27 protein-coding genes and 2 pseudogenes are annotated in these 24,850 nt (G+C 72.7%); 18 read left to right on the forward strand and 11 right to left on the reverse strand.

All coding sequences use genetic code 11. The annotated features are described in order from the left end of the window. Position 1: 1 nt before the first annotated feature. Positions 2-181 (reverse strand): annotated as a pseudogene (locus D0D28_RS37535) (MFS transporter); the annotation flags it as partial. 32 nt (positions 182-213) lie between these two features. Between D0D28_RS37535 and D0D28_RS00580 the strand changes: the two are divergent. After that, a complete protein-coding gene (locus D0D28_RS00580; protein ID WP_116109176.1) occupies positions 214-699 on the forward strand; it encodes a winged helix-turn-helix transcriptional regulator in 486 nt (161 codons plus the stop codon). 19 nt (positions 700-718) lie between these two features. Here D0D28_RS00580 and D0D28_RS00585 read toward each other — a convergent pair whose 3' ends face one another. Further along, positions 719-1,360 (reverse strand): GntR family transcriptional regulator, encoded by a 642-nt coding sequence (locus D0D28_RS00585; RefSeq protein WP_162830946.1) that lies wholly within the window; start codon positions 1,358-1,360, stop codon positions 719-721. Positions 1,361-1,508: 148 nt separating this feature from the next. Here D0D28_RS00585 and D0D28_RS00590 point away from each other — a divergent pair, with 148 nt between their 5' ends. From D0D28_RS00590 to D0D28_RS00610, 5 genes are all read left to right on the forward strand, one after another. After that, the gene (locus D0D28_RS00590; protein WP_116109182.1) at positions 1,509-3,026 is read left to right on the forward strand and encodes an aldehyde dehydrogenase; all 1,518 of its coding nucleotides are present in this window, start codon (positions 1,509-1,511) and stop codon (positions 3,024-3,026) included. A gap of 99 nt (positions 3,027-3,125) precedes the next feature. After that, positions 3,126-3,497, forward strand: a complete 372-nt coding sequence (locus D0D28_RS00595) for an FAD-binding protein (protein WP_275895877.1) — start codon at positions 3,126-3,128, stop codon at positions 3,495-3,497. A gap of 19 nt (positions 3,498-3,516) precedes the next feature. Next, positions 3,517-4,812 carry an MFS transporter gene (locus D0D28_RS00600; RefSeq protein ID WP_116109187.1) on the forward strand — a complete coding sequence of 432 codons (1,296 nt, stop codon included), beginning with the start codon at positions 3,517-3,519 and terminating at the stop codon, positions 4,810-4,812. Continuing rightward, positions 4,809-5,957: a pyridoxal phosphate-dependent aminotransferase gene (locus D0D28_RS00605; RefSeq protein WP_116109189.1), complete on the forward strand. Its 1,149-nt coding sequence runs from the start codon at positions 4,809-4,811 to the stop codon at positions 5,955-5,957. Before D0D28_RS00600 ends, D0D28_RS00605 begins: the two co-directional genes overlap by 4 nt. A 159-nt stretch (positions 5,958-6,116) precedes the next feature. Further along, complete coding sequence (locus D0D28_RS00610; protein ID WP_240323028.1) at positions 6,117-6,896, forward strand: MBL fold metallo-hydrolase; 780 nt, start codon at positions 6,117-6,119, stop codon at positions 6,894-6,896. Positions 6,897-7,235: 339 nt separating this feature from the next. On the opposite strand, the gene D0D28_RS00615 is transcribed toward D0D28_RS00610, so the two are convergent. Beyond that, a complete protein-coding gene (locus tag D0D28_RS00615; RefSeq protein WP_116109192.1) occupies positions 7,236-8,312 on the reverse strand; it encodes a hypothetical protein in 1,077 nt (358 codons plus the stop codon). A gap of 338 nt (positions 8,313-8,650) precedes the next feature. On the opposite strand from D0D28_RS00615, the gene D0D28_RS00620 reads away from it, so the two are divergent. The 5 genes from D0D28_RS00620 to D0D28_RS00640 all read left to right on the forward strand — a co-directional run bounded on the left by D0D28_RS00620 (position 8,651) and on the right by D0D28_RS00640 (position 13,980). Continuing rightward, complete coding sequence (locus D0D28_RS00620) at positions 8,651-10,060, forward strand: FAD-binding oxidoreductase (protein ID WP_116109347.1); 1,410 nt, start codon at positions 8,651-8,653, stop codon at positions 10,058-10,060. A 14-nt stretch (positions 10,061-10,074) separates the two neighbouring features. Beyond that, positions 10,075-11,175 (forward strand): tyrosine-type recombinase/integrase, encoded by a 1,101-nt coding sequence (locus D0D28_RS00625; RefSeq protein WP_116109195.1) that lies wholly within the window; start codon positions 10,075-10,077, stop codon positions 11,173-11,175. 71 nt (positions 11,176-11,246) lie between these two features. Beyond that, positions 11,247-12,116, forward strand: coding sequence for a helix-turn-helix transcriptional regulator (locus D0D28_RS00630; protein WP_116109197.1), 870 nt, complete (start codon positions 11,247-11,249; stop codon positions 12,114-12,116). 77 nt (positions 12,117-12,193) lie between these two features. Further along, positions 12,194-13,048 carry an oxidoreductase gene (locus D0D28_RS00635; RefSeq protein WP_116109199.1) on the forward strand — a complete coding sequence of 285 codons (855 nt, stop codon included), beginning with the start codon at positions 12,194-12,196 and terminating at the stop codon, positions 13,046-13,048. A 47-nt stretch (positions 13,049-13,095) separates the two neighbouring features. Continuing rightward, positions 13,096-13,980: an SMP-30/gluconolactonase/LRE family protein gene (locus tag D0D28_RS00640; RefSeq protein WP_116109202.1), complete on the forward strand. Its 885-nt coding sequence runs from the start codon at positions 13,096-13,098 to the stop codon at positions 13,978-13,980. 28 nt (positions 13,981-14,008) lie between these two features. On the opposite strand, the gene D0D28_RS00645 is transcribed toward D0D28_RS00640, so the two are convergent. Both D0D28_RS00645 and D0D28_RS00650 read right to left on the reverse strand, forming a co-directional pair. Then, entirely contained in the window at positions 14,009-14,845 is an 837-nt protein-coding gene (locus tag D0D28_RS00645; RefSeq protein ID WP_116109205.1) for a patatin-like phospholipase family protein, read from the reverse strand. After that, the gene (locus D0D28_RS00650; protein WP_094002993.1) at positions 14,842-15,021 is read right to left on the reverse strand and encodes a hypothetical protein; all 180 of its coding nucleotides are present in this window, start codon (positions 15,019-15,021) and stop codon (positions 14,842-14,844) included. The genes D0D28_RS00645 and D0D28_RS00650 overlap by 4 nt, the downstream gene beginning before the upstream one ends. Before the next feature lie 25 nt (positions 15,022-15,046). Between D0D28_RS00650 and D0D28_RS00655 the strand changes: the two genes are divergently transcribed. The 5 genes from D0D28_RS00655 to D0D28_RS00675 all read left to right on the forward strand — a co-directional run bounded on the left by D0D28_RS00655 (position 15,047) and on the right by D0D28_RS00675 (position 19,954). After that, a complete protein-coding gene (locus D0D28_RS00655) occupies positions 15,047-15,559 on the forward strand; it encodes a CGNR zinc finger domain-containing protein (RefSeq protein ID WP_116109208.1) in 513 nt (170 codons plus the stop codon). A gap of 87 nt (positions 15,560-15,646) precedes the next feature. Next, positions 15,647-16,819, forward strand: a complete 1,173-nt coding sequence (locus tag D0D28_RS00660; RefSeq protein WP_116109210.1) for an NAD(P)/FAD-dependent oxidoreductase — start codon at positions 15,647-15,649, stop codon at positions 16,817-16,819. After that, positions 16,816-17,718, forward strand: a complete 903-nt coding sequence (locus D0D28_RS00665; protein WP_205413151.1) for an RNA polymerase sigma-70 factor — start codon at positions 16,816-16,818, stop codon at positions 17,716-17,718. The genes D0D28_RS00660 and D0D28_RS00665 overlap by 4 nt, the downstream gene beginning before the upstream one ends. 10 nt (positions 17,719-17,728) lie before the next feature. Then, positions 17,729-18,487 carry an SGNH/GDSL hydrolase family protein gene (locus D0D28_RS00670; RefSeq protein ID WP_116109352.1) on the forward strand — a complete coding sequence of 253 codons (759 nt, stop codon included), beginning with the start codon at positions 17,729-17,731 and terminating at the stop codon, positions 18,485-18,487. A 123-nt stretch (positions 18,488-18,610) separates the two neighbouring features. Then, positions 18,611-19,954 (forward strand): MFS transporter, encoded by a 1,344-nt coding sequence (locus D0D28_RS00675; RefSeq protein ID WP_205413152.1) that lies wholly within the window; start codon positions 18,611-18,613, stop codon positions 19,952-19,954. On the opposite strand, the gene D0D28_RS00680 is transcribed toward D0D28_RS00675, so the two are convergent. From D0D28_RS00680 to D0D28_RS00685, 3 genes are read right to left on the reverse strand one after another with little or no spacing between them, the layout of a single operon-like run. Beyond that, positions 19,926-20,138, reverse strand: a complete 213-nt coding sequence (locus tag D0D28_RS00680; RefSeq protein WP_094002997.1) for a hypothetical protein — start codon at positions 20,136-20,138, stop codon at positions 19,926-19,928. The genes D0D28_RS00675 and D0D28_RS00680 overlap by 29 nt on opposite strands. Positions 20,139-20,175: 37 nt before the next feature. Next, positions 20,176-20,331, reverse strand: coding sequence for a hypothetical protein (locus D0D28_RS35440; RefSeq protein WP_158224377.1), 156 nt, complete (start codon positions 20,329-20,331; stop codon positions 20,176-20,178). Beyond that, a complete protein-coding gene (locus D0D28_RS00685) occupies positions 20,328-21,359 on the reverse strand; it encodes an MFS transporter (RefSeq protein WP_116109212.1) in 1,032 nt (343 codons plus the stop codon). Before D0D28_RS00685 ends, D0D28_RS35440 begins: the two co-directional genes overlap by 4 nt. 252 nt (positions 21,360-21,611) lie before the next feature. On the opposite strand from D0D28_RS00685, the gene D0D28_RS00690 reads away from it, so the two are divergent. Continuing rightward, positions 21,612-22,577 carry a helix-turn-helix domain-containing protein gene (locus D0D28_RS00690; RefSeq protein ID WP_094002999.1) on the forward strand — a complete coding sequence of 322 codons (966 nt, stop codon included), beginning with the start codon at positions 21,612-21,614 and terminating at the stop codon, positions 22,575-22,577. Between the two features lie 97 nt (positions 22,578-22,674). Here D0D28_RS00690 and D0D28_RS35955 read toward each other — a convergent pair whose 3' ends face one another. Both D0D28_RS35955 and D0D28_RS37540 read right to left on the reverse strand, forming a co-directional pair. Beyond that, positions 22,675-22,932 (reverse strand): hypothetical protein, encoded by a 258-nt coding sequence (locus D0D28_RS35955; RefSeq protein WP_158224378.1) that lies wholly within the window; start codon positions 22,930-22,932, stop codon positions 22,675-22,677. Positions 22,933-23,014: 82 nt separating this feature from the next. Further along, positions 23,015-23,062, reverse strand: a pseudogene (locus D0D28_RS37540) (hypothetical protein); the annotation flags it as partial. On the opposite strand from D0D28_RS37540, the gene D0D28_RS35960 reads away from it, so the two are divergent. Beyond that, entirely contained in the window at positions 23,042-23,536 is a 495-nt protein-coding gene (locus D0D28_RS35960; RefSeq protein ID WP_205413153.1) for a helix-turn-helix domain-containing protein, read from the forward strand. The pseudogene D0D28_RS37540 and the gene D0D28_RS35960 sit on opposite strands and share 21 nt — an antisense overlap. Here the strand turns inward: D0D28_RS35960 and D0D28_RS00700 are convergent. Continuing rightward, positions 23,470-24,843 carry an SPFH domain-containing protein gene (locus D0D28_RS00700; RefSeq protein WP_116109214.1) on the reverse strand — a complete coding sequence of 458 codons (1,374 nt, stop codon included), beginning with the start codon at positions 24,841-24,843 and terminating at the stop codon, positions 23,470-23,472. The genes D0D28_RS35960 and D0D28_RS00700 overlap by 67 nt on opposite strands. Between the last annotated feature and the right edge of the window lie 7 nt (positions 24,844-24,850).

Consider the following 24,850-nt stretch of genomic DNA (forward strand, 5'->3'; position numbering starts at 1 on the left):
GCCCGACGAGGAAACCCGCCTTGCGGCCGTGCCGGTCCGCCAGCCGCCCGGCCGGGATCAGCAGCGCCGCGTAGACGATCGTGTAGCCGTTGAGCACCCAGCTCAGGTCCGCCGGCGACGAGCCGTCGAAGCTCGCGCCGATGTCGGTGAAGGCCACGTTGACCACGAAGACATCGAGCATGGCCGTGAACGCGGCCGAGCGAGCCCGCCGTGATGGAAGGTCCGCTCGCGGACCTCAGCTCGTGGAAGACCGACCACTGTTCGCTGGTCAAGGCCCTGGAGATCGTCGGCACGAAGTCGGCGCTGCTGATCCTGCGCGAGGCGTTCTACGGCACCACCCGGTTCAGTGCCTTCGCCTCCCGGGTCGGGATCACCGAGACGGCCGCGGCCCGGCAGCTGCGGCACCTCACCGAGGCCGGCCTGCTCCACAAGCAGCCCTACCGGGACGTGGGCGGCCGCACGCGCGACGAATACGTGCTCACCGACATGGGCCGCGACCTGCTCCCGGTCGTGCTCGGCCTGATGCAGTGGGCGGACAAGTACCTCCAGGACGGCGGGCCCCCGCTGCTCTACGTCGACCACGACACCGGGGCCCCGGCCCGGGTCGGCCTGCGCACCGACGAGGGGCACCCGGTCGAGCTGGACCAACTGGGCGTCCGGCTCAACCCCGCCTGGCGGCGGCCCCGGCCGGGCAGCTGATCCGCCGGCTCGGCGCCGGCTAGGACAACGCCGTCGCCGCCGCGTTGCGGATGTGGTCACGCCACAGGGCGCTCGCCCCATCGGCGTCCCGCGCCGCGCTGCGCTCCACGACCTCTTCGATCTCGGCGATGCTGGACCGCGGACGCCCCTGGTGGGCCAGGGACCGCGCACGCAGCTGCGCCAGGCGGCCGTGCAACAGCCGCGCCTGGGCGTGCAGCACGTCATTGCCCGCGCCCGAGTACAGCACGTCGTAGAACTTGTTCTTCGTGCTGAGCATGCGGGTCACCCGGCCGGACTCGTGCGCCGCCTTGACCTTCGCGAACGCCTCACGCAGGCGGGTCATCACGTCGTCGTCGGCCCGTTCCACGAACAGCCGCACGGCGAAGCACTCGAGCGCCTCACGCACCTCGTAGATCGCCCTGGCCTCGTCGTCGCTCAGCTGCGCGACGGTCGGGCCCTTGTGCGGCGGGATGACCAGGAACCCCTCGGCCTCCAGCTGGCGGCAGGCCTCGCGGATGGTGTTGCGCGAGACGTCGAGCCGTTCGCACAGCTCGCGTTCGACCAGCCGCTGCCCGGGTTTGAGCACACCACTGACGATGTCGGCGCGGATGGCCTCGACCGCCTGGGTGCGGACCGGCGCCGCGGCATGGACCACCTTCACGCCCGCCAGCCTAACGATTGCCCGATTGTAGGTCAAACTCTTCCGATCTACTGTGACCAAAGAAGCAGGTCATAGACTTGTATTTGACCGATTGTGGGACAATCATCTAGCGTCCTGGTCACCCGAAGACGACCAGAAAGGCGCATCCATGCCCCCGTCATCGCCGGACACCTCCGCCGAAGGTGTCACCCGCTACGGCCTGTTCATCGGCAACCAGCAGATCGCCCCGATCGACGGCGAGTACCTCGACGTCGTCAACCCGGCGACCGGCCGCGTGTGGGCCCAGGTGCCCGACGCCTCGGCCAAGGACGTCGACGCCGCGGTGGACAGCGCGCGCCGCGCCTTCGACGACGGCGACTGGCCCGCCTGGCGCGCGGCCGACCGGGCGAAGTTCCTCATCCGGTTCGGCGAGGCGATCGCGGACAACGCCGAGGAGATCGCCCAGCTGCAGGTCAACGAGAACGGCAAGCTGATCCGCGAGATGGCCGGCCAGGCCAAGCTGATGCCCGAGTACTTCAACTACTACGCCGGCCTGGCGCAGATGCCGACCGGCAGCACCAACCCGCTGCACGTGCGGCAGATGATCAACTACACGGTGCGCGAGCCGCTCGGCGTGGTCGCCGCCATCACGCCGTGGAACTCGCCGTTGCTGCTGCTGGTGTGGAAGCTCGGCCCGGCGCTGGCCGCGGGCAACACCGTGATCGCCAAACCGTCCGAGGTCACCCCGGTGTCGGCCATCCGCTTCGCCGAGCTCGCCGCCGAGGCCGGTCTGCCCCCGGGCGTGTTCAACGTCGTCACCGGCCTGGGGCACCCGTCGGGCACCACGCTGACCGGGCACCCCGGCGTGGACAAGATCGCGTTCACCGGCTCGACCGCCACCGGACAGGCCATCGCGTCCCAGGCCGGCAAGACGCTCAAGCGCGTGTCGCTGGAGCTGGGCGGCAAGTCACCCAACATCGTCTTCGACGACGCCGACCTCGACAGCGCGCTCAACGGCCTGGTCGCCGGGATCTTCGGCGCCAGCGGCCAGACCTGCATGGCGGGATCGCGCATCCTGGCGCAGGACAGCGTCTACGACCGCGTCGCCGAGGAGTTGGCGCGCCGCGCCGAGGCGATCCGGGTGGGCGACCCGCAGGACCCGGCCAGCGAGATGGGCACCATCGCCTCCCGCGCCCAGTACGACAAGGTCCTGTCCTACATCGACGTCGCCAAGGACGACGGCGCCCGGCTCGTGGCCGGCGGCGGCCCGGCGCGGGTCGAGGGCCTTCCCGACGGGTTGTTCCTCCGCCCGACCGTGTTCGCCGACGTCACCAACGAAATGCGGATCGCGCAGGAAGAGGTGTTCGGCCCGATCGCCGCCCTCATCCGGTTCACCGACGAGGACGAGGCCGTGCGCATCGCCAACGACACCCAGTTCGGCCTCGCCGCGGGCGTGTGGACCGGCAACGTGCAGCGCGCGCACCGCGTCGCGGGCCGCCTGCGCGCGGGCACGGTGTGGATCAACAACTACCGCAAGACCTCCTACGCCGCCCCGTTCGGCGGCTACAAGCAGAGCGGCCTCGGCCGCGAGAACGGCGCCGACGCGCTGCGCGAGTACACCGAGGAGAAGAGCGTCTGGGTGGACACCGGCCAGGGCGTCAAGGACCCCTTCAACCCGCGCGCCTGACACAGGAGAAGAGCATGACGACATCGGCATCGTCGCCGGACCCGGTGCCGCAAACCGGTCACCGCCGGCGCGCTCGGCGAACTGGCCGCCGCACTGGAACTGCCCGCGGACCGGCTCGCCGAGACCGTCGCCGCGTACAACGCGTCCGTTGTGGACGGTCCCTTCGACTGGCGGCGGCCGGACGGCAAGCACACCGCGGGCCTCACCCCACCCAAGAGCAACTGGGCGCTGACCATCGACGAGGCGCCGCTGCTGGCCTATCCCGTGGCGTGCGCGATCGTGTTCACCTTCGGCGGCCTGGCGACCGACGCGGACGCCCGCGTCGTCGGCGAGCGGGGCACGCCCATTCCCGGCCTGTACGCGGCGGGCGAATGCACCGGCATCTACCACGACAAATATCCCGGCGGCACATCCGTGCTGCGCGGCATGGTGTTCGGGCGGGTGGCCGGCCGCGCGGCCGCCACGGCCTGACCCGTCCGGAGGAGGGCCCATGACGGCTCCCATCTCGGTGCCAGCCACTTCGAAGGCTGGCACCGCACCCGGCACGTTCCGCACCCTGCTCGGCGCCGGCATCGGCAACACGCTTGAGTGGTACGACTGGAGCGTCTACGCCATCTTCGCCCCGTTCTTCGCCAAGCAGTTCTTCGTCGGTGGCGACGCCACGAGCGCACTGCTGTCCACCCTGGCCGTGTTCGCGGTCGGGTTCCTGATGCGCCCGCTCGGCGGATTCCTCTTCGGCTGGCTCGCCGACCGCCGCGGACGGCGGTTTTCGCTGACCACGTCGATGGTCACCATGGCGGTGGGCAGCCTCATCATCGGGATCGCGCCCACCCACGCGGCCATCGGCGTCGGCGCGGCGGTGATCCTGCTGCTCGCCCGGCTGCTGCAGGGCCTGGCCCACGGCGGCGAGATCGCCGCCTCCTACACCTACGTCGCCGAGATCGCGCCCGCCGCGCGCCGCGGACTGTGGTCGACCAGCCTCTACATCTCGGTCACCGCCGGGATCGTGCTCGCCTCGCTCATCGGCGCGGCGGGATCGAGCGTGTTCGGTGAGCAGGCCCTGCGGGACTGGGCCTGGCGCGTGCCGTTCCTCATCGGCGGTGTCCTCGGTTTCGTCGGCCTGTACCTGCGGCGCACCCTCAAGGAAACCGACGCCTACACCGAGGGCGCCACACCACGCAGCACGCGCGAGCTGGTGCGTGCGCTGGCCCGCAACAAGAGGAGCCTGGCCCGGATCCTGGGTCTGACCGCCGGTGTCACCGTCGTCTACTACATCTGGGCAGTCGGTGTGTCGGGGTTCGCCATCAGCGCCAAGGGCGTCGACGCGACGGCGGGACTGTGGGCCACGGTGGCGGCGAACGTGTTCTTCATGATCACGTTGCCGCTGTGGGGATGGCTGTCCGATCGCTTCGGCCGCAAACCGATCTTCATCGCCTACGGTGTCGCGTTCCTGGTGCTGTCGTTTCCGCTGATGACCCTGATCGACGACTCCGCGATCCGGCTCGGCGTCCTCATGGGAGTGGCGCTGTTCTTCCTCGGCGCGTTCGTCGGCATCATGCCGGCCTACTTCGCCGAGCTGTTCCCCACCGAGGTCCGCGCCTCCGGCGTCGGCGTGCCGTACTCGCTGATGGTCGCCGTCTTCGGCGGTACCGCACCCTACGTGCTGACCTGGCTGCACGCGCACCAGCTGGAGTGGGTGTTCTCCGGCTACCTCGTCGTGCTGGTCGCGATCGGACTGATCACCACCCTCCTCACCCCCGAAACCAAGGGCAGGCCCCTGACGTGAAGCGCCTGTCGTCCCGGGCGGACTCGATCCGCCCCTCGCCGACACTCTCGCTCAACGCCCAGCTCACCGCTCGCCGCACCGCCGGGGAGGAGGTGCTCAACCTCTCGGTCGGTGAGCCCGATTTCCCGATGCCCGACCGGGCCCGGGAGTACGCGGCGAAGGCGATCGCCGACGGGCGCAACCGCTACACCGACGTCGCCGGGATCCCCGAACTGCGGGAGCGCATCCGGCGCAAGCTCGCCGAGGACAACGCACTGGAGTACACACCCGACGACGTCGTGGTCGCCAACGGCGCGAAGCACGCCCTGTTCAACGCGTTCCTGGCGCTGTGCGAGGACGGGGACGAGGTCGTGGTGCCCGCGCCGTACTGGGTGACCTACCCGGAGCAGGTCCGGGTCACCGGCGCCCGGCCGGTGATCGTGCCCACCGCGGCCAAACTGACCGCGGAGCAGCTGGCGGCGGCAGTCACGCCGCGGACGAAAGCGGTGGTGCTCAACAGCCCCGGCAACCCGACCGGCGCGACCTACAGCCGGGCGGAGCTGGCGGCCCTCGCCGAGGTGGTCCTGCGGCACGACTTGTTCGTCGTGGAGGACCTGATCTACGAATACTTCCACTACGGGGACGGTGGAGTGCCCAGCATCGCCTCGCTCGGGCCGGAGCTGCAGGCCCGGACGGTGGTGGTGAACGGGGTGTCGAAGAGCTGCGCGATGACCGGCTGGCGCGTCGGTTACACGGCGGCGCCGCCGGAGATCGCCCGGCTCATCCGGCGGTTGCAGGGCCAGGCGACCTCGAACGTGTCCGTGGTCGCGCAGTACGCGGCGCTGGGCGCGATGGACGACGTGCCGTGGGACGCGATCAGGTCCTACCGGTACCGCCGCGACCTCGCCCACCGGAGGCTGACCGCGATCGACGGCGTGCGGTGCCCGTTGCCGACCGGGGCCTTCTACCTGTTCCCGGACGTCTCGGCGCTGCTCGCCGGACGTACGGCGGACGAGTTCTGCAGCGCTCTGCTGACCGAGACCGGGGTCGGCCTGGTGCCGGGCACGGGCTTCGGCGCGCCGGACCACGTGCGCCTCAGCTACGCGGTGGACATCCCCGTGCTGGACGAGGCGCTCGACCGGCTCGCGGCCTTCGCGGCCGCATGATCGTTGTTACTGTTCCGGAGGTGCATGTGAATTCTCTCGCTGATGTCGCCGGCCTCGACCCCCTCCGGCTGCGCACGCCGTCGCGCGTGCGGACCGCCGTGCTGGGGGGGCGTCAGGCTCAGCTACGTCGCCGACGGGTGGATCCAGCTCAACCCGCGGGTGTGGTTTGCCGACAGCGGCCCGGATTTCTGGGACCGCCACCGGGAATACCTCGACGACGAGGGCTTCCTGCGGGTGGGCGCGGGCGGTCTGCTCGTCGAACGCGACGGCCGCGCCCTGCTGATCGACACCGGTTTCGGGCCGCGTGAGGTGGCCGCCGACCCCGCGCAGCCGCGAACGGGGGCGGCCTGCGGTGGCCGGCTGCTCGACAGCCTCGCCGCGCGCGTCCGGGCCCCGGCCGACGTCGACACCGTGGCGATCACGCACATGCACCGCGACCACATCGGCTGGGTCGCCGCGCCGGCACCGGACACCGGGGTGCCGCCGTTCGCGCACGCCCGAGCGGTGCTGACGAAGGCCGAATGGGACCACGGCTGTTCGCGGCGGGAGGCGCCGTTCCCGGAGACGGTGGTGGCGCTGGAACCGCGGCTGGACCTGGCCGACGACGGTGACGAGGTGTTCCCCGGCGTCCGGCTCCTCGCCACGCCCGGCCACACACCCGGTCACGCCGCCTACGAGATCACGGCCGGCGAGGAGACGGTGATCGCGTTCGGGGATCTGTTCCACTCGCCGCTGCAAATCGGGCACCCGGAGTGGTCGCCGCCGGTCGACGTGGATCCCGAGACGACCGCCCGCCACCGGCGCGCCCTCGTCGACCGCCTGGCGACGCCTGGAACGTACGGTTTCGGAATCCACTTCGCCGATGTCGCGTTCGGGCGGGTGCGCCAGGACGAGGGCGGCCGGCGCGCCTGGCAACCGGTGGTCACGGAAGCGCGCTGACCTGGTCCTGGCACCCGCGGGCTCGGACGCCCGGATCCCGAGCCGGGTGCGCTCGCTCTGGGCGGGCGCCGGTGGGTTCACCTCTGATGGCCCCACCGGCCACCGGATCGGGTGGAGCTGGTCCTGGCGCCTGCGGGCTTGGAGGCCGGAGCGGCTTGGGCACTCTCGAACAGAGTCGGCTGCCTCGATCTGGAGCGGGCGCCGGTGGGAGTCACCCCTGATGGCCACCGCCCGCCGAGTCCCGCTGAACTGGTCCGAGCGCACGCGGCCTTGAATGCCCGGAGCGGCTTGGGCTCGATCCGGGGCAGGCACGCCGCCGTCCAGCAGGCACCGGTGGGGTCACCCCTCGTGGCCCTCGCCCCCCACGGGCGCCGCGGTGCCGGCGAGCAGTGCGCGGAGCCGGGCAGAAAGATCAGCCGCCGGCTCGGCCAGGGCCGTGAGCACCCCCTCCCGCAGCGCGCCGAGCCGCGCCGCGGCGGCCTCCGAGGTCCGGGCGGCCGTCCGCGCCTCGGTGGCGGCGGCCTCGGCCCGCGCGGCGGTGGTGACCAGCTCGGTGATCCGGTCGCGGGCGGCGGCCAACGCCGTCTCGTGCTGCTCGCGCAGTGCGGTGATCCGCTGGTCGTGCTCGTCGCGGGCCTGACGGTGCTTCTCGCGTTCCTCGGCCAGGGCCTGGTCGTGCCGGGCGCGCAACTGCTCGAGGTCCTCGTGGTGCTGAGTCGCCAGGTCGCGCAGGTCGGTTTCCAGCTGCCGGGCGCGGGTGTGTGCGGCCTCGGCCTCGGTGGCGCGGGCGGCGGCCGCGGCGGCGAGTTCCTCGATGCGGGCGGCGGCGGTCTCGGCGGCCTGCCGCTGCTCGGTCTCGACCTGGTCCAGGCGTTCGCGCAGCTGGCGGATCTCGCCCTCGGCGGTGAGCCGGTCGGCGATCGCGCGCTGGGCCTGGGTTCGCTCGCTCGCGGCGCGCTCCTCCGCCTCCCGCGCCCGCGCCTCGGCGGCTTCGGCCCGCTCGGCGGCCTCCGCGGCGACCACCTCCGCGGCCGCCGCGGAGGTCTCGGCCGCTGAAGCGCGCGCCTCCGCATCCGCGGCGGCGGCCTCGGCTTCCGCGACCCGGGCGCGGGCCTCCGCCACCTCCGCGCCGAGCCGCTCGTCCAACGCGGTCAGGGTTCGCTGCAGCGGCGTGATCTCCGCCAGCGCCCGGCTCACGTCCCGGCCCACCGCCGCCACGTCCAGCCCCGGCATCGCCGGTCCGTAGGCGGCGAACGAGATCTGGTCGGCCTCGTCCAGCCGCGCGCACGTCACCTCGCGGCCGCGCTCGTCGACCGCCCACACCGTCGTGCAGTACTCCCCCGGGCGCCCGCCCCGCGGGCCCGGCTGTTTGCGGGGGTGCCGCCGGCAGTACCGGCACAGCCCCGGATCGGACACGGGCTCACGACTCCCCGACGCATCCCTGCGCGGCGGTGGTGGGGGTGCTTCCTCCATAACCGCAGCGTATCAGTTCGAGTTGAAGAACCTAAACAGGCAGTTAGATTTAATAAAGTCGAACAAACAAGAGTCCACGATAATCACGGTTATCGCGGATGAGAGATCCGGCTGTCCTGGAGGGCGAAAACTGGGAGGTCGTCACCGTGACGAAACGACCCGGTAGCCCGGGGACCCCGCGACTGCACGTCCGGAAGGCCTACCGAGCTCACCCGGCCGGTGTAACCCCCCGCAGATCGAGTGCGACTTCACGGAAAGCATTCCGGACGAAGGTGATGACCATGACCCAGACGGTCGGCGGCGGAGTGGCGGACCTGCGGGCACTGCTCAACGGCCCGGTGTTCGGCCCGGAGGACTCCGGGTACGACGAAGCCCGGAAGGTGTGGAACGCCGCCAACGACCGGAGACCGGCGATGATCGCCCGCTGCGCCTCCGCCGCCGACGTCGCCGCGGCGATCCGGTTCGCCGGTGACCACGACCTGGAGATCGCCGTCCGCGGCGGCGCGCACAGCCCCTCGGGCAACTCCACAGTCGACGGCGGCGTGGTCATCGACCTCAGCGCCCTCAACCACGTCACCGTCGACCCGGACGCGAAGCTCGCCCGCGCGGGCGGCGGCGCCCTGCTGGGCGACCTGGACGCCGCCACCCAGGCACACGGCCTCGCGGTGCCCGCCGGCATGGTCAGCCACACCGGCATCGGCGGGCTGGTCCTCGGCGGCGGGATGGGCTGGTTCACCCGCAAGGCCGGGCTCAGCATCGACAACCTGGTCTCCGCCGAGGTCGTCACGGCGGACGGCCGGATCCTGCGCGCCTCGGCGACCGACCACCCGGACCTGTTCTGGGCCCTCCGCGGCGGCGGCGGGAACTTCGGCGTGGTCACCGAGTTCGAGTTCCGGCTGCACGAGGCCGGCCCCCTGGTGCAGTACGCGCTCGTGTTCTGGGAACTCGACCAGGGACCAGAAGTGCTGCGGCTGGCGCGCGAGCTGGTGCCCACGCTGCCGCTCGACCTCAGCGTGGTGATCGGCGCCCTCAACGCGCCGCCCGCTCCGTTCGTCCCCGAGCAGTACCACTTCACACCCGGCTACGCGCTTCTCGTGACGGGGTTCGGCGACCCGGGCACCCACGCCGACGTGCTCGCCAGGATCCGGCAGGCGCTGCCGCCCGCGTTCGAGTTCGTGACCCCGATGCCCTACGTGGAACTGCAGCAGCTCATCGACGAGGCCAACGCCTGGGGCCTGTACTACTACGACAAGAGCCTGTACCTGGAGGAACTGTCCGACGAGGTGATCCAGGCGGTCGTCGAGCAGGTGCCGCGGCGCACCTCGCCGATGTCGATCGTGCTGTTCTACCGGCTCGACGGCGCCTACTCGGCGGTGCCCGACGACGCCACGGCCTTCAGCGGCGGCCGCTCACCCCGGTACTGCGCCTTCATGATCGCGGCGACGCAGACCCTGGAGACGTTGCCGGCCGAGACGGCCTGGGTGCGCTCGTGCGCGGAGGCGCTGCGCCCGTACGCCCCGCACGTCGGCACCTACGTCAACGCGATGGACGACACCGGGCAGGACCGGGTCCAGGCAGCCTACGGGCCCGCGAAGTACCAGCGGCTCCGCGACATCAAGCTGCGGTACGACCCGCGCAACGTCTTCCACCGCAACGTCAACATCCCACCGGCCGACAGCGCGCCGTCGTGACATGATCGGCGGTGATGACCGTCGACCTCGCCCCGTACGAGCCCCGGCCGATGCCCGCTCGCGCCCCCGACAAGCCCGCCCTGCGGCGCCTGGTCGAGGACGCGGTGGCCGGGCTCCCGGCCTTGCCGGACGACCCCGCCGGCGCCCGGGGCCCGCGCGGGGTCACCCGCTCGTGGCTGCTGGAGATGAAGAGCCACCAGACCCGCCGCTCCTACTGGCGCGGTCTGGGCCTGTGGCTGTCCTATTGCGACTGGCACCGCGTCGACCCGCTGGCCGCGCGCCTGGCCGACGTCAAGGACTGGATCGCCCTGCTCGACCCCGGCAGCCCGGTCACCCACAACGCCCGCCTGGCCGCCGTCAGCTCCTGGTACACCGAGCTGATCAACAACCGCGTCCACGACGACAACCCGGCGCGCCTGGTCCCTCGCCACAAGCGCGACCAGGAATCCCAGACCCGCGCCCTCACCCACGGCGAACTCCTGGCCCTGCCCGGCCACGCCCGCGGCCGCGCCGAGACCGCCGGCACCGAGGCCGCGCTGCGCAACCTCGCCATCCTGGAGATCATGGCCACCACCGCCGTGCGGTCCGGCGCGATCCTGCACGCCCGCTGCGGCCCGGACGGTGACCTCGGCGTCGACCGCGGCCACCGGATCCTGCGTTACGTCAACAAGGGCGGCCACCGCAAGACCGCCGACATCCTCGGCCTGGCCGACGTCGCCCTGGGCAACTACCTCGCCGCCCGCGCCGCCCGCAAAGGCAAGCCCGTCGCCGAGCTGTCCGGCTGGTTGTTCGCCACCCGCACCGGCACGCCCCTGACCTCCCGCGACCTCGGCAACCTCCTGCGCGACGCGGCCCGCGGCGCCGGCCTGGACGTGCCCGACGACGTCGTCCCGCATTCCCTGCGGCACACCGTCCTGACCCTCGGCTACGAACAGGGCGTCTCCGTGGAGGACCTGGCCGACCTCGCCGGCCACGAAAGCGTCGCCACCACCCTGATCTACGTCCGCCGCAGCCGCCGCCGCCAGACCACCCAGATGCTGGCCGACCTCACCAGCGGCACCACCCCGGAAACCCGGGACGAGCCGCGCCACCTGCGGCTGGTCCGCGACGCCTGACACCCCTGGGTGGCCCTCGCAGGGCCACCTATCCCGTTGGCGGGCGACCACGGCGAGGTCAGACTGGAGGCATGGTCAACAAGGAACTCGGCGACTTCCTCCGCGCCCGCCGCGCCGGGCTCACCCCGGAGGAGATCGGGCTCCCGGTCGAGCCCGGCCGCCGGGTCACCGGCCTGCGGCGCGGCGAGGTCGCCCGGTTGGCCGGGGTGAGCGCCGAGTACTACACCCGGCTCGAACAGGGCCGCGCCGGACAGCCCTCCGAGCAGGTGCTGCACGCCCTGTCCGACGCCCTGCGGCTGGACGACGTCGAGCGGCGGCACCTGTTCACCCTCGCCGGCACCGCGGCCCGGAAGCCGGACCGCGGCGAGCGCTCGACGCGAGTGCGGCCGGCGATGCGCCAGGTGCTGGAGTCGATGCACCTGTGCCCGGCCTACGTCCGCGACGACAACCTCGAGATCGTCGCCGGGAACGCGCTGTGGGCACTGGTTTTCCCCGACATCGCCGCACTGCCGCGCCGGGAACGCAACATGGTCCGCTGGACGCTGCTGGACCCGCGGGCGCGCGCGGTGTGGCGCGACTGGGAGCAGGTGGCCCGCGACTACGTCCACGTGCTGCGGCTGGCCGCCGCGGCCCAGCCCCGCAACCAGCGGATCACCAACCTGATCGGCGAGCTGATGGTGCGGTCACCGGAGTTCCCGGGCTGGTGGTCCGAGCACCGCGTCCACGAACGCAGCGCCGGCCGGAAACGGATCCACCACCACCTGGTCGGTGACCTCGAACTGCACTTCGAGATCTTCACCCCGGTGGCCGACCCGGCCCTGTCGATGCTGGTCTACTCCGCCCCGCCCGGCTCCCCCAGTGAGGAGCGCCTGCGGCTGCTCGCCAGCTGGGGAAGCGAGCCTGCGGCCGCGGCACCCCACAGCGCCGACGCCGGCTCCTGACCGGCGCGGAGCCGACATCGCCCGCGCGCGGCGCTCGATCACGGCCTCGACGGCCGTCACGGAAAGGAAAACCCCTGATGAGCAAGACGTTCCTGGTCACCGGTGTCAGCACCGGGCTCGGACTGGCGATCGCCCGGCGGGCGCTGGCGGCCGGGCCCCGGGTGGCCGGCACGGTGCGCACCGAGCAGGACGCGGCGGCCTTCCAAGCCCTGGACGCCGACCGCGCCCGCGCCTTCATCCTCGACCTGACCGACGCGGACCGGATCGAACCGACCGTGCGTGCCGCCGAGGACGCGCTGGGGCCGATCGAGGTGCTCGTGGCCAACGCCGGCTACGGCGTCGAGGGCACCTTCGAGGAGTCCTCGATGGCCGATCTGCGCCGCCAGTTCGAGGTCAACGTGTTCGGCACGGTGGCGACCATGAAGGCCGTGCTGCCCGGGATGCGCCAGCGGCGGGGCGGTCACATCTTCGTGATCACCTCGATGGGCGGGATGACCACGTTCCCCGGCCTGTCGTTCTACGAGGGCAGCAAGCACGCGATGGAAGGCATCACCGAGGGACTCGCGCAAGAGGTCGCGCAGTTCGGGGTGCGGGTGACCGCGGTGGCCCCCGGCGCGTTCGCGACCGACTGGGCGGGCCGGTCACTGGTCCGCGCGCCCCGCAGCATCCCCGACTACGACGAGCTGTTCGATCCGATCCGCGCCCGCCGGCAGACGCTGGCCGGCCAGGGGATCGGCGATCCCGACCGCGCCGGGCAGGCCATCCTCACCGTGCTCGACTCCGACACGCCACCCGTGCACCTGCTGCTCGGCTCGGACGCGCTGCGCCTGGTCACGGCCGGGCGCAAGCGGGTCCAGGAGGACATCGACACCTGGCAGGAGCTCACCCTGTCCACCGATCGCCCCGATGGCGGAGCCACCGTCTCCTCCTGACGGACCCGCCTTGACACCGCCGGGCGCGGCGTGCCTGACTGTCCACTGTGACCAATGAAGTTCTGGACGGCTTCTCCTACCTCGAATGCCCGCGCTGGCACGAGGGACGCATCTGGTTCGCCGATTTCTACACCCACCGCGTGTACTCCAGCCTGGAGGACGGCGGTGACCTGCGGGTCGAGGCCGAGGTTCCGCAGCAGCCCTCCGGCTTGGGCTGGCTGCCCGACGGCCGCCTGCTCGTGGTGTCGATGCGCGACGCGCGGCTGCTGCGCCGGGAACCCGACGGCAGTCTCGTCACCCACGCCGACCTGTCCGCGTACGTCACGGGGCATCCCAACGACATGGTCGTCGACGCCCAGGGCCGCGCCTACGTCGGCAACTTCGGGTTCGACCTGATGAACGGCGCCGCGGTGGCTCCGGCGAACCTGCTGCGCGTCGACCCGGACGGCACCGTGACGGTCGTGGCGGAGGACCTGTGGTTCCCCAACGGCAGCGTCATCACCGACGACGGCGTGCTGCTGGTCGACGAGACCTTCGGCAACCGGGTCACCGCGTTCGACATCGCCGCCGACGGGTCGCTCACCAACCGGCGCGTGTGGGCGCAGTTCGGGGAGCCGCTCACCGAGCGGGAGCTGGAGAAAGCGCTTCCCGAGATCGCCGTCGCGCCGGACGGGTGCTGCCTGGACGCCGAAGGCGCCCTGTGGGTGGCCGACGGCATCGGCGGCCGGTTGCTGCGGGTCCGCGAGGGCGGGGAGATCACCGACGAGATCCAGCCGGGAACCGGGGTGTTCGCCTGCATGCTCGGCGGCGCCGATGGCCGGACGCTGTTCGCGTGCGCGGCGCCGGACTTCAACGAGCACGCCCGCAAGGACGCCCGCGAGGCGAGCCTGCTCGCCTTCCGGGTCGGCGTGCCGCGCGCCGGCCGCCCCTGAGCGCTGCCGCCGGGGCCGCGGAACTCCGCTACTCCCAGAGAGCCGCGACCTCGGCGGCCGCGCGCACGGCCTGGTCGTACCCGGCGCGTGCGGCCGCCTCGCGGACCGACGGGTCCAGCAGGTTGGGGCCGATCGCCTCGATCGCCGTCGCGTCGGGGGCGATGACCAGCACCTCGGCGCCGTCCCGTCGCAGTGCGGCGACCTGGTCGTCGAGGTCGGTGTTGCCCGGCACCTCGGTGACCCGCAGCACCAGCACCCGGTCGCAGCCCGCGGCCAGGTCGGCGTTCTCCATCGAGCGCACCCCGCCGTCGATGTAGCGGCGGCCGCCGATCGTCACCGGCGGCCAGGTGCCCGGCACCGCACAGCTGGCCGCGACCGCGTCCACGAGCGACACCCCGGACTCCACGGTGAACACCCGCTCGTCGCCGGTCGTGGCCTCCACCGCGACGATCCGCAGCGGCACCGCGGGCCACTCGTGCACGGGCAGGCGCGCCTCGATCACCTTCAGCCGCTCGGACTCCGGCACGGTCTGCGTCGCCAGCGCCAGCTCGCCGATCCGCCGCCGCGCGTCCCGGGCGTCGGTCGCCGCGCTCACCGCCGCGCCGAACATCTCCGCGATGGCCTCGGCGTCGACGTTCGCGGCGATCTCCGGCGTCTGCAGCGCCGGATCGACCTGCCGCCGGAACAGCTCCGCCAGTGCGGTGCCGCTCGTGATCTGGGCCGCCACCGTCGAACCGGCGGAGGTGCCGATGAACCGGTCCGCGCCCAGGATGTCCACTCCGGACTCCGACAAACCGTGCAACAGCCCGGTTTCCCAGGCAATTCCGGCCACCCCGCCACCGCCGAGTACGAGCGCACGCGTCATGCCTCGATCCTAGGCCCCCGCGTGGCGCCGGCGAGTGCGCCGTTGACGAGCAGCAGCCAGGTCCCGCACACGCAGCGGCGGTAGTCGAGGCGGCCGTCCGAGACGGGATGGCTCGACCCGCCGCGAAGCAGCTCGGACAGCGGCCACTGGCAGCGGGGACAACGTTCGTCGGTCATGGCCCCAGCGTGCTGTAATGGGTCAGTGCACTTCAACCCTTACGGCGGCCCGGCCGCGCAGGTCGCCGCCGGCCTGGTGAACATGCCCGGCGCCACGGCCGCCGAGCTGCTGCGGATGATGCGCGCCGCGGGCATGTCGCTGACCCGGCTCACCGCCGCCGAAGCCGCCGCGGCGCAGGCGCGGGACCGGCGGCTGCGGGCGGTGTTCGCCGAACCGGACCCGGACCGGCGGATCGACCTGGTCAACGAGCTGCTCGCGGAGACCGCGTGCCGCCCGTTCATCTCCCGCCACGACGGCCTGCCCGCCCACTTGCACTACGCCGCCGAGGACGACACCCTGACCCGCCGGATCCGGGCCTTCACCGCGGGCGGGCTGGCCCACCTGCTGGTCGAGGACGCCGGGCGGATCGGCGCCTGCGCGCGCGACGGCTGCGAGATCGTCTTCGTGGACACCTCGCGCAACGGCCGCCGCCGGTTCTGCTCCACCCGCTGCGCGACCCGCGTCCACGTCGCCGAACACCGGGCTCGCGCCACGTAGGTGCCGCGCGTCACACCGCGCCATGTCACGAACGGGCCGGCTCCTCCCATCTCGTGGTCGTCAACAGCCGATGAGGAGGCGACAACGATGACCACCCACAAGGTTCTGGTGCTGGGCGCGGGGTACGCGGGCACGGCCGCGGCGATCCAGCTCGCGGCACGCACGAAGGGCCGCGACGACGTCGGGGTGACGCTGGTGAACGCGCACGAGATGTTCACCGAGCGGCTGCGGCTGCACCTGACCGCGACCGGGCAGCCGGTCGCCGAGCTGAGCATCCCCCGGCTCCTGGACGGCACGGGCGCGCGGTTCGTGCGGGGCTGGGTCACCGCGCTCGACCCGGACACCAGGACCGTGCGCGTCGACGACGACCGGGTGCTGCATTACGACACGCTGGTGTACGCCCTCGGCGGCGTGGCCGACACCGTCACCGTGCCGGGCGTCGAGGAGCACGCGCACACCCTGAACAGCCCGGAGGACGCCGAGGCGCTGGCCGGCCGGCTGGCGCGCCTGGAACAGGGCACGGTCGTAGTGGCGGGCAACGGGCTCACCGGCGTCGAGTCGGCCGCGGAGATCGCCGAGCAGTACCCCGCGCTGCGGGTCGTGCTGCTGGGCCGGGGCGAGCCGGGCGCGGCACTGAACACCCGGGCCAGGGCACACCTCCGGGCCGCGCTCGACCACCTGGGCGTCGAGGCGCGCAGCGGCACCGAGGTGGCCAAGGTGCTCCCGGACGCGGTCGAACTGGCCGGCGGCGAGCCCGTCCCCGCGGACGTGGTCCTGTGGACCAGCGGCACCCGCGCCGCACCACTCGTGGCCGCCGCCGGCCTGACCGTCGACGACCGCGGCCGCGTCGTCACGGACCCCATGCTGCGCTCGGTCTCGCACCCCGATGTCTACGCGGTGGGCGACGCGGCCGCGATCCGGCAAGGCCACGGCGTCCTGCACGGCACCTGCCAGAGCGGCATGCCGACCGGCGTGCACGCCGCGGTGTTGATCGTCCGCGCGCGCAACGGCAAGGAGCCCAAGCCGTTCCGCTTCGGCTACTACCACACGCCGGTCAGCCTGGGCCGCCACGACGCGGTCGTGCAGTTCACCCACCCCGACGACAGCCCGCGGCGGATCTGCCTGACCGGCCGCCTGGCCACCCGGTACAAAGAGACGGTGACCGCCTCGCCCTGGCCGACCTACCTGCGCATGAAGAAGATGCCCGCCTCGGGCGCGTTCTGGCCGCGCGGCGGCCGCTTCACCCGGATCGCCCGGTGACCGGGCCCGAGGCGTTCCAGCAGCACCGCAAGCTGCTGTTCGCGGTGGCCTACCGGATCCTCGGCAGCGCCGCCGACGCCGAGGACGCGGTGCAGGACGCGTGGCTGAAGTGGTCCGCCGCCGACCGTTCCCAGGTGGCCGACCCGAAGGCCTACCTGGCGCGGATCGTGTCCAACCTGGCGCTGGAACGGCTGCGGTCGGCCCAGCACCAGCGGGAGACCTACGTGGGTCCGTGGCTGCCGGAACCGATTCTCACCACCGGCGACGGCGCGGATGCCGTCACGGGCGCGGAATCGGTGTCCATGGCGATGCTGGTGGTGCTGGAGACGCTGAGTCCGCTGGAGCGCGCGGTGTTCGTGCTCAAGGACGTCTTCGGGTTCAGCCACGCCGAGATCGCCGAAGCCGTGGACCGCACGGAAGCGGCGGTGCGGCAGGCCGCGCACCGGGCCCGCGAGCACGTGCGGGCCCGCAGGCCGAGGTTCCCGGCCGATCGCGGGAAGCAGCGGGAGGTCACCGAGCGGTTCCTCGCCGCCGCGACCGGGGGTGACGTCAACACCCTGATGGACCTGCTGTCCCCGGACGTCACGCTGTGGACGGACGGCGGCGGCAAGGTCCGCCAGGCCCTGCGCCCGGTGGCCGGCGCCGAGACGGTGGCTGCCTGGTTCGCCGCCATCGGGACCGTCACCTACCAGGGCGTCGCGCCCGCGGACATGGTCGCGGAGCTGACCGGGATCAACGGCGGCCCGGGACTGGTCTTCCGCGGCCCGGACCGGGTGATCGCCACCGTCACCTTCGACTTCGACGCCGACGGCCGCATCACCAGCCTGCACAACGTGGCCAACCCGGACAAACTCGGCGCCGTCGCGCGTGCTCTCGGGGTGCCCGGACCGGTCGCCTAAAGTGCTGAGCATGTACAAGCGTTTCGTGGCCCTCGGCGACTCCTTCACCGAGGGCGTCGGCGACGAAGACCCCGCCCGCCCGAACGGCGTGCGGGGCTGGGCCGACCGGGTGGCCGAGCAGATGGCGGCCGCCGACCCCGAGTTCCGCTACGCCAACCTCGCGATCCGGGGGCGGCTGCTCGACCAGGTCCTCGCCGAGCAGCTCGAACCGGCCCTCGCGCTACGGCCCGACCTGGTCTCGATCTACGCCGGCGGCAACGACCTGCTGCGTCCCAAGGCCGGCATCGACGCGCTGGCCGCGCGGTTCGAGAACGCCGTCGAGCAGCTCGCCAAGACCGGCGCGACCGTGCTGCTGTTCACCGGGGTCGACGGCGCCGAGGACCCGGTGTTCCGCAAGCTGCGCGGCCGCACCGCGATCTACAACGAGCACACCCGCGTGATCGCCGCCCGGCACGGCGCGCTCGTGGTGGACATGTGGGGCATGCGGCAGCTGCGGGACCGGCGCCTGTGGTCGGCCGACCGGCTGCACCTCAACGCGCTCGGCCACGCCGAGGTCGCGATCGCCGTGCTGGACGTGCTCGGCCGCCCGCACGGGCTCTCCCCCGCCGCGCTCGGGCCGCGCGAGCTGGTCGACCGGCGGCGGCAGCTCGCGGAGAACCTGCGCTGGGGCCGCGAGCACGTGCTGCCGTGGATCGGGCGCCGCCTGCGGGGCGAGTCCTCCGGCGACACCCTCTCCGCGAAACGGCCGGTGCTGCTGCCCGTGGAGTGAGCCGCGGGGAACCCTGCCGGAACCGGACAACGGGTGGTGATTCGCCCTCCGGATCTGGACATCGTCACTCCTGTGAGGGATCGTTCACCGGGAAGTGAAGCCGATCACAGGAGGCTCGGCGGCATGGTTCTCGGACGCGACGAAGCGGACACCGTTCTCCAGGCGCAGACCAGCCAGAAGTCCACCCAGGTGCGGCGCGCGGCCTTCGCCAGCGCGATCGGCACCACCATCGAGTGGTACGACTTCTTCCTCTACAACACGGCCGCGGCGCTGATCTTCCCGCAGCTGTTCTTCCCCGCTTCGTCGAGCTACGCCGGGGCGATGCAGTCCTTCGCCACCTACGCGGTCGGCTTCGCGGCACGGCCGATCGGCGCGGCGATCTTCGGGTACTGGGGCGACCGGATCGGCCGCAAGACCACGCTCGTGGTCACGCTGCTGATGATGGGCATCGCCTCCGGGGTGGTCGGCGTGCTGCCCGGCGCGGCGACCATCGGGGTCGCGGCGCCGCTGATCCTGGTGACGCTGCGGCTGATCCAGGGCATCGCGATCGGCGGCGAGTGGAGCGGCTCGGTGCTGCTCGCCATGGAATGGGGCGACCAGCGCAAACGCGGGCTGCTGGGCAGTTTCGCGCAGATCGGGGTGCCGGTCGGGCTCGTGCTCGGCACCGGCGGCATGACCCTGCTGTCCGCGGTGCTGTCGGAGGAGGCGTTCGACTCGTGGGGCTGGCGGCTGCCGTTCCTGGCCAGCCTGCTGCTCGTCGCCGTCGGGCTGCTGATCCGGCTGCGCATCCTGGAGACCCCGATGTTCGCCCAGGTCGTGGCGCAGCGGCGGACCTCCCGCAGCCCGGTGGCCGACGCGGTGAAACACCACTGGCGGGAGATCCTGCTCTCGGCCGGGCTGCGGTTCTCCGAGCAGATGCCGTTCTACCTCTACACCAGCTACGTCCTGGTGTACGTGGTCGCCGAGCACGGCTACTCGAAGACGTTCGTGCTCAACGCCGTCCTGCTCGGCGCGGCGATGGAGCTGGCGCTGATCCTGTGGTTCTCCCAGCTGTCGGACCGGTTCGGCCGCAAACGGGTGTACCTGACCGGGGCGGTGCTGACCGGGGTGCTGGCGTTCCCGTACTTCGCGGTGCTGAAGAACGGCGGCGAGGTACTGATCTTCGTCGCGATCGTGGTGTCGATGATCCCGCACGCCATGCAGTACGGTCCGCAGGCCGCGCTGATCGGCGAGAGCTTCCCGACGCACCTGCGCTACGGCGGGGCCGGGCTGGGCTACCAGCTGGCGTCGGTGTTCGCGGGCGGCCCGGCGCCGCTGCTGGCGACCTGGCTGCTGCACGCCACCGGCACGCCGTACTCGATCGCGGCCTACGTCGTGCTCTCGGCGGTGGTCACGATCGTCTGCGTGGCGCTGCTGAAGGACCGCTCCCGGGCCGACATCACCGACGACGCGGTCTACCGCCGCTGAGCCACTGGTACCAGCCGATCGCGGCCAGCACCGCGAGGGCGATCCCGTAGGGCAGCCAGTTCGACCGCGCCCCCAGCGCGCCGATCAGACCGGGCACGAGGATCGCCAGTGCCACGACGGTCGCCAGCACGGAACCCCACAAGAGGCGGCGCCGCTGCGTGGCGGGCCCGGGCTCTTCGTTCATGGGTCCAGGGTCGCATCCGCCCGCCGCGCCGTCGTCATCAGCAGCTGGGTGCAGCGGAAATGGGCGACCGGGCGCCGGCGCCGCCGGCCGTGACGGTCGCGTCCCACACCTGGGTGGTGCGGCCGGCGGAGGCGCCGACGAGTTCGATCCCCAGGTGCGTGGGCAGCCCCTCGGCGGGTGGCGGCGGGGTCATCGGGGCTCCGTGCGGGTGATCGCCCCGGTCCAGAGCGCCGTCAACGCCGCGAGCACGGCCAGGGCGATCAGGATGTGCGGCAGCGCGACGACCCGGGCCAGCAGCGCGATGAAGAACGGGCTGAGGTACCCCACGTAGGTCGCCGCCTGGTAGATCGCGACCGTGCGGCCGAGGTGCTCGGGCTCGGCGAGCCGCTGGATCTCGGTCAGGCCGCTGACCATCAGCGCGCCGTAGGCGGCGCCGAGCACCAGCGCGCCGGCCACGACGAGCGCGATCGACGACGTGCCCACGGCGGCCGCGCCGATCAGCAGACCGGCCACCACCACGGCGAGCGAGGAGAGGGTCAGCAGGCGCGACCGGTCGTGCAGACGGCGGGCGAGCGGCTGGACCAGCACACCGGCCAGCGCGGGCAACGGCGTGACCAGCCCGCTGAAGAGCATGACGTGATCGCCCAGCAGGTCGCCGACGCTGCCGGGCAGCGTGGCCAGCGCGACCGCGGCCGTGAGGAACACCCACGGCGCCACCGGCAGGACGACCAGCAGGAACCGGCGGTGCCGCCACGCGGGCGTGCACCGCCGCGCGCCCGCCGCGCCGGCAGCCGCGGGGACGCCCGGCGGAGTCCGCCAGGCCAGGACCAGCGCGGCCACCGCGAGCAGGATGTGCGGCACGTACACCGCCACCAGCGGCGCCGGCGCGTACTGGGCGAGCAGCCCGGCGGCCAGCGGCCCGAGACCGAACCCCGAGGTCATCGCGACCGCGGCGCGGCGGGGAACCCGCCCGGCGGCGCCCGCGCTGAGCTCACCGAGCCAGGCGGTGCCGCAGCTGAACGCCGCGCCACTGGCCACCCCGGCGATCAGCCGGCCCGGGTACAGCACCGCGGTGGACCAGGCGCCGGCCGCGAGCACGACGCTGGCGGCCGCCGACAGCGCCAGTGCCCAGAGCATCATGTGCCGCCGCCCGCGCCGGTCCGACAGCGGCCCGCCGAACAGCAGGCCCGGCACCAGCCCGACCGCGTAGAGCACGAACATGCCCTGCGCCTGGGCGGTGCTGACCCCGCCGCGGGGTCTCGTAGAGCGACAGCAGCGGCGCGAACTGGTTGGCGCCCCAGCCGACGGCCGTCATCGCGAAGGCGGCCACCAGCCAGGCCCGGCCGCCCGCGCCGGGAGCGGCGGTGGAACGCGGGGTCGCCGCGGTGGTGGATTTCGTCATGCCGGTGATCGTTTCCGAGCCGCCGTCCGCGCACGAGCGTCCCGAACGACACGTGCCGTACAGTTTGGGACATGACCAGGGTGGGCGTCGTGGTCGTCGAGGGCACCTCGCTGTTCGAGCTGGGGGCGCCGTGTTCGGTCTTCGGCACGCCGCGACCGGAGGTGCACGATCCGTGGTACGAGTTCGTGGTGTGCGCCGAGTCCGGGGCGCACGTCGGTGACGGCTGGCTCCAGGTCAGCGGGTCCGGCACCGCCCCGCTGGAGGGCCTGGTGGATCTCGACACCGTGATCGTGCCGCCGCTGCAGGACTCCTCCGCCCCGTCGTCGCCCGCGCTGGCGTCGCTGCTGCGGGAGGCGCACCGCAACGGCGCGCGGATCGCGTCGATCTGCACGGGGGCGTTCACGCTCGCCGAGGCCGGCCTGCTCGACGGGCTGCGGGCCACCACGCACTGGTTGCACGCCGGGCGCCTGGCGCGCGAGTTTCCCGCGGTCGAGGTCGTGGCCGACGTGCTCTACGTCGACAACGGGCAGATCCTGACGTCGGCGGGCAAGGCCGCCGGGCTCGACCTGTGCCTGCACATGCTGCGCTGCGACCTCGGGTCCGAGGTGGCCAACGCGGTCGCGCGGCGGCTGGTCGCTCCCCCGCACCGGCAGGGCGGCCAGGCCCAGTACATCGAGACGCCGGTGCCCGCCGCGGACGGGCACGGCCTGGGCACGCTGCTGGACTGGGCGCGCGCGAACCTCCACCAGCCGATCACGGTGGCGACCCTCGCCGCGCGGTTCCACGTCAGCCCCCGCCACCTGACGCGGCTGTTCCGCGCGACGACCGGCCTGACGCCGCTGCACTGGCTGCACCTGGAACGGATCCGGCAGGCGCAACGCCTCCTGGAGGACACCGACGCGCCGCTGGAGCACATCGCCGCGCGGGTCGGCACGGGCACCGCGGCCACCCTGCGACGCCACTTCACGCGCACGATCGGCACGACGCCCAGCGCCTACCGGGAGGCGTTCCGCACGCCGTCGGCCGCAGCCGGGTAGGCGGATCAGGCGGTGCGGACCTCGACCGCGGCGAAGGCGCCGCGGTCGAGGTGGGCGAGCGCGGACGGGAGATCGGACAGGGCGTACTCGGCCGCGATCACGGGGCGGAGCGCGAGGTGATCGGCCGCGCGGACGAGGCCCTCCAGCGCCCGCCGATACCCGGCCTGCAGGCCGTCGATGCGCAGCTTCTTGCGCCCCAGGTGGGCGACGGGCCGGAGATCTCGTAGCCGTCCAGGATGGCGATCAGGGAAATGTGCCCGCCGACCGCGGCTGCCTCGATCGAGCGGGCGAGGTGGTGGCAGCCGACGGTCTCCAGGATGTGGTCGGCTCCGCGATCCCGGGTGAGTTCGTACACGGCCTCCACCCAGTCCCCGGATGAGCCGGTTGACCCCGTGGGTGGCGCCCAGGTCCTCGGCGCGGGCGAGCTTGGCGTCGTCGCCGGAGACGACGATGACCTCGGCACCGTGCGCCGCGGCGATCTGCAGGCCGAAGAGCGCGACCCCGCCGGTCCCACAGACGTCGGGATCGCCTCGTACGGGGCGCGGCGCGTTCCCGGGCTCCGCCGGGAGGAACTGGCCCAGCTCGCGGGCGTGAGCGTCACCTGCTACACGCGACTGGAACAAGGGCAGAGCCACCAGGCGTCGGAGGCGGTCCTCGAGCCGCTGGCCAGGGCGCTGGAACTGACCGACGACCAGCGGGACTACCTGCACAACCTCGCCCGGCCCGCCCCGGCTCGCCCGCGCACGGCGGCACCCGCGCGGGCCTGCCACAGCACCCGCCAGCTCATCGGTTCCCTGTCCGTGCCCGCCGTCCTGGTGGGGATGCGCACCCCGGCCGCGACCGAGAAGCGAAAGGGGCCGCACCGGATCCGGTGCGGCCCCTCGGAAAGCGCCTACTGCTGCGGCGCCGCGGGTGGCGGCTGCTGCGGCGGGTACGGGGGCCGTGGCGGGGTGCCGTAGTGCTGGCCCGGGCTGCGGGTCGGCAGCTGGCCCTGCTGTCCGCCGGCCGCGGGGAACTGCGGCGTCGTCGGCGGGGACAGCGCGGGCGGTTCCGGCTGGACGGGCGGTTCGGCCGCCGGGGCCTCCTGCGCCTCCTCGGTCACCGGGGTGCCGCGCAGCGCGCTGGTCGCCTGCGGAGCCGGCGGCTGCGGCTGGTGCGACAGCGGCCCGGGCACCTCCTGGCGCGCCACCGCCTCAGCCTCGCGCACCGCCTCGGCGATCCGCGGGTCCGTGGAGGTGTCGAACCAGCTGGCGACCTCCTCGTCGTCCAGGGTGGGCGGCTCGGCGCCGTCGTTCTCGGCCGGCTCGTACCGGAACACGCCGTCGGCGTCCTGCTTGGCGAACGCGCGGGCGAACTGCTGCAGCGCGTTGCCGTAGTCGCTGGGCACCAGCCACACCTTGTTCGCGTCGCCCTGCGCCATCTGCGGCAGCGTCTGCAGGTACTGGTAAGCCAGCACCTCCGGCGTCGGCTTGCCCGCCTTCACCGCCGCGAACACCTTCTCGATCGCCTTGGCCTGGCCCTGCGCCTGCAGGTACCGGGCCGCGCGTTCACCCTGCGCCCGCAGGATCCGCGACTGCCGCTCCGCCTCGGCCGCCATGATCGTGGCCTGCTTGGCGCCCTCCGCCGCGAGGATCTGCGACTGCTTCTGCCCCTCCGCGGTCTTGATCTGCGCTTCCCGCTGACCTTCGGCGTTGAGGATCATCGCGCGCTTCTCCCGGTCGGCGCGCATCTGCTTCTCCATCGAGTCCTGGATGGACGGCGGCGGGTCGATCGCCTTCAGCTCGACCCGCGCCACCCGGATGCCCCACCGGCCGGTGGCGTCGTCGAGCACGCCACGCAGCTGGTTGTTGATCTGGTCGCGGGAGGTCAGCGCCTGCTCCAGCGTCATGCCGCCGACCACGTTGCGCAGCGTCGTGGTGGTCAGCTGCTCGACACCGACGATGTAGTTGGAGATCTCGTACACCGCGGCGCGCGCGTCGGTCACCTGGAAGTAGACGACCGTGTCGATCGACACCGTCAGGTTGTCCTCGGTGATCACCGGCTGCGGCGGGAACGACACGACCTGCTCGCGCAGGTCGATGCGGGCCCGCACCTTGTCCAGGAACGGCACCAGGAAGTTCAGGCCGGGCGAGGCGACCGACTTGAATCTGCCCAGCCGCTCGATCACCGCGGCCTGGGCCTGCGGGACCACCATGATCGCCTTCGCGATCGTCACGATCACGAACAGGGCGATGACCGCGACAACAATGATCGCTGCGGTTCCCAAGATCGCT

The sequence above is a fragment of the Amycolatopsis ruanii genome (assembly GCF_003385175.1).
In the GTDB taxonomy this organism is placed as follows: domain Bacteria; phylum Actinomycetota; class Actinomycetes; order Mycobacteriales; family Pseudonocardiaceae; genus Amycolatopsis_E; species Amycolatopsis_E thermalba.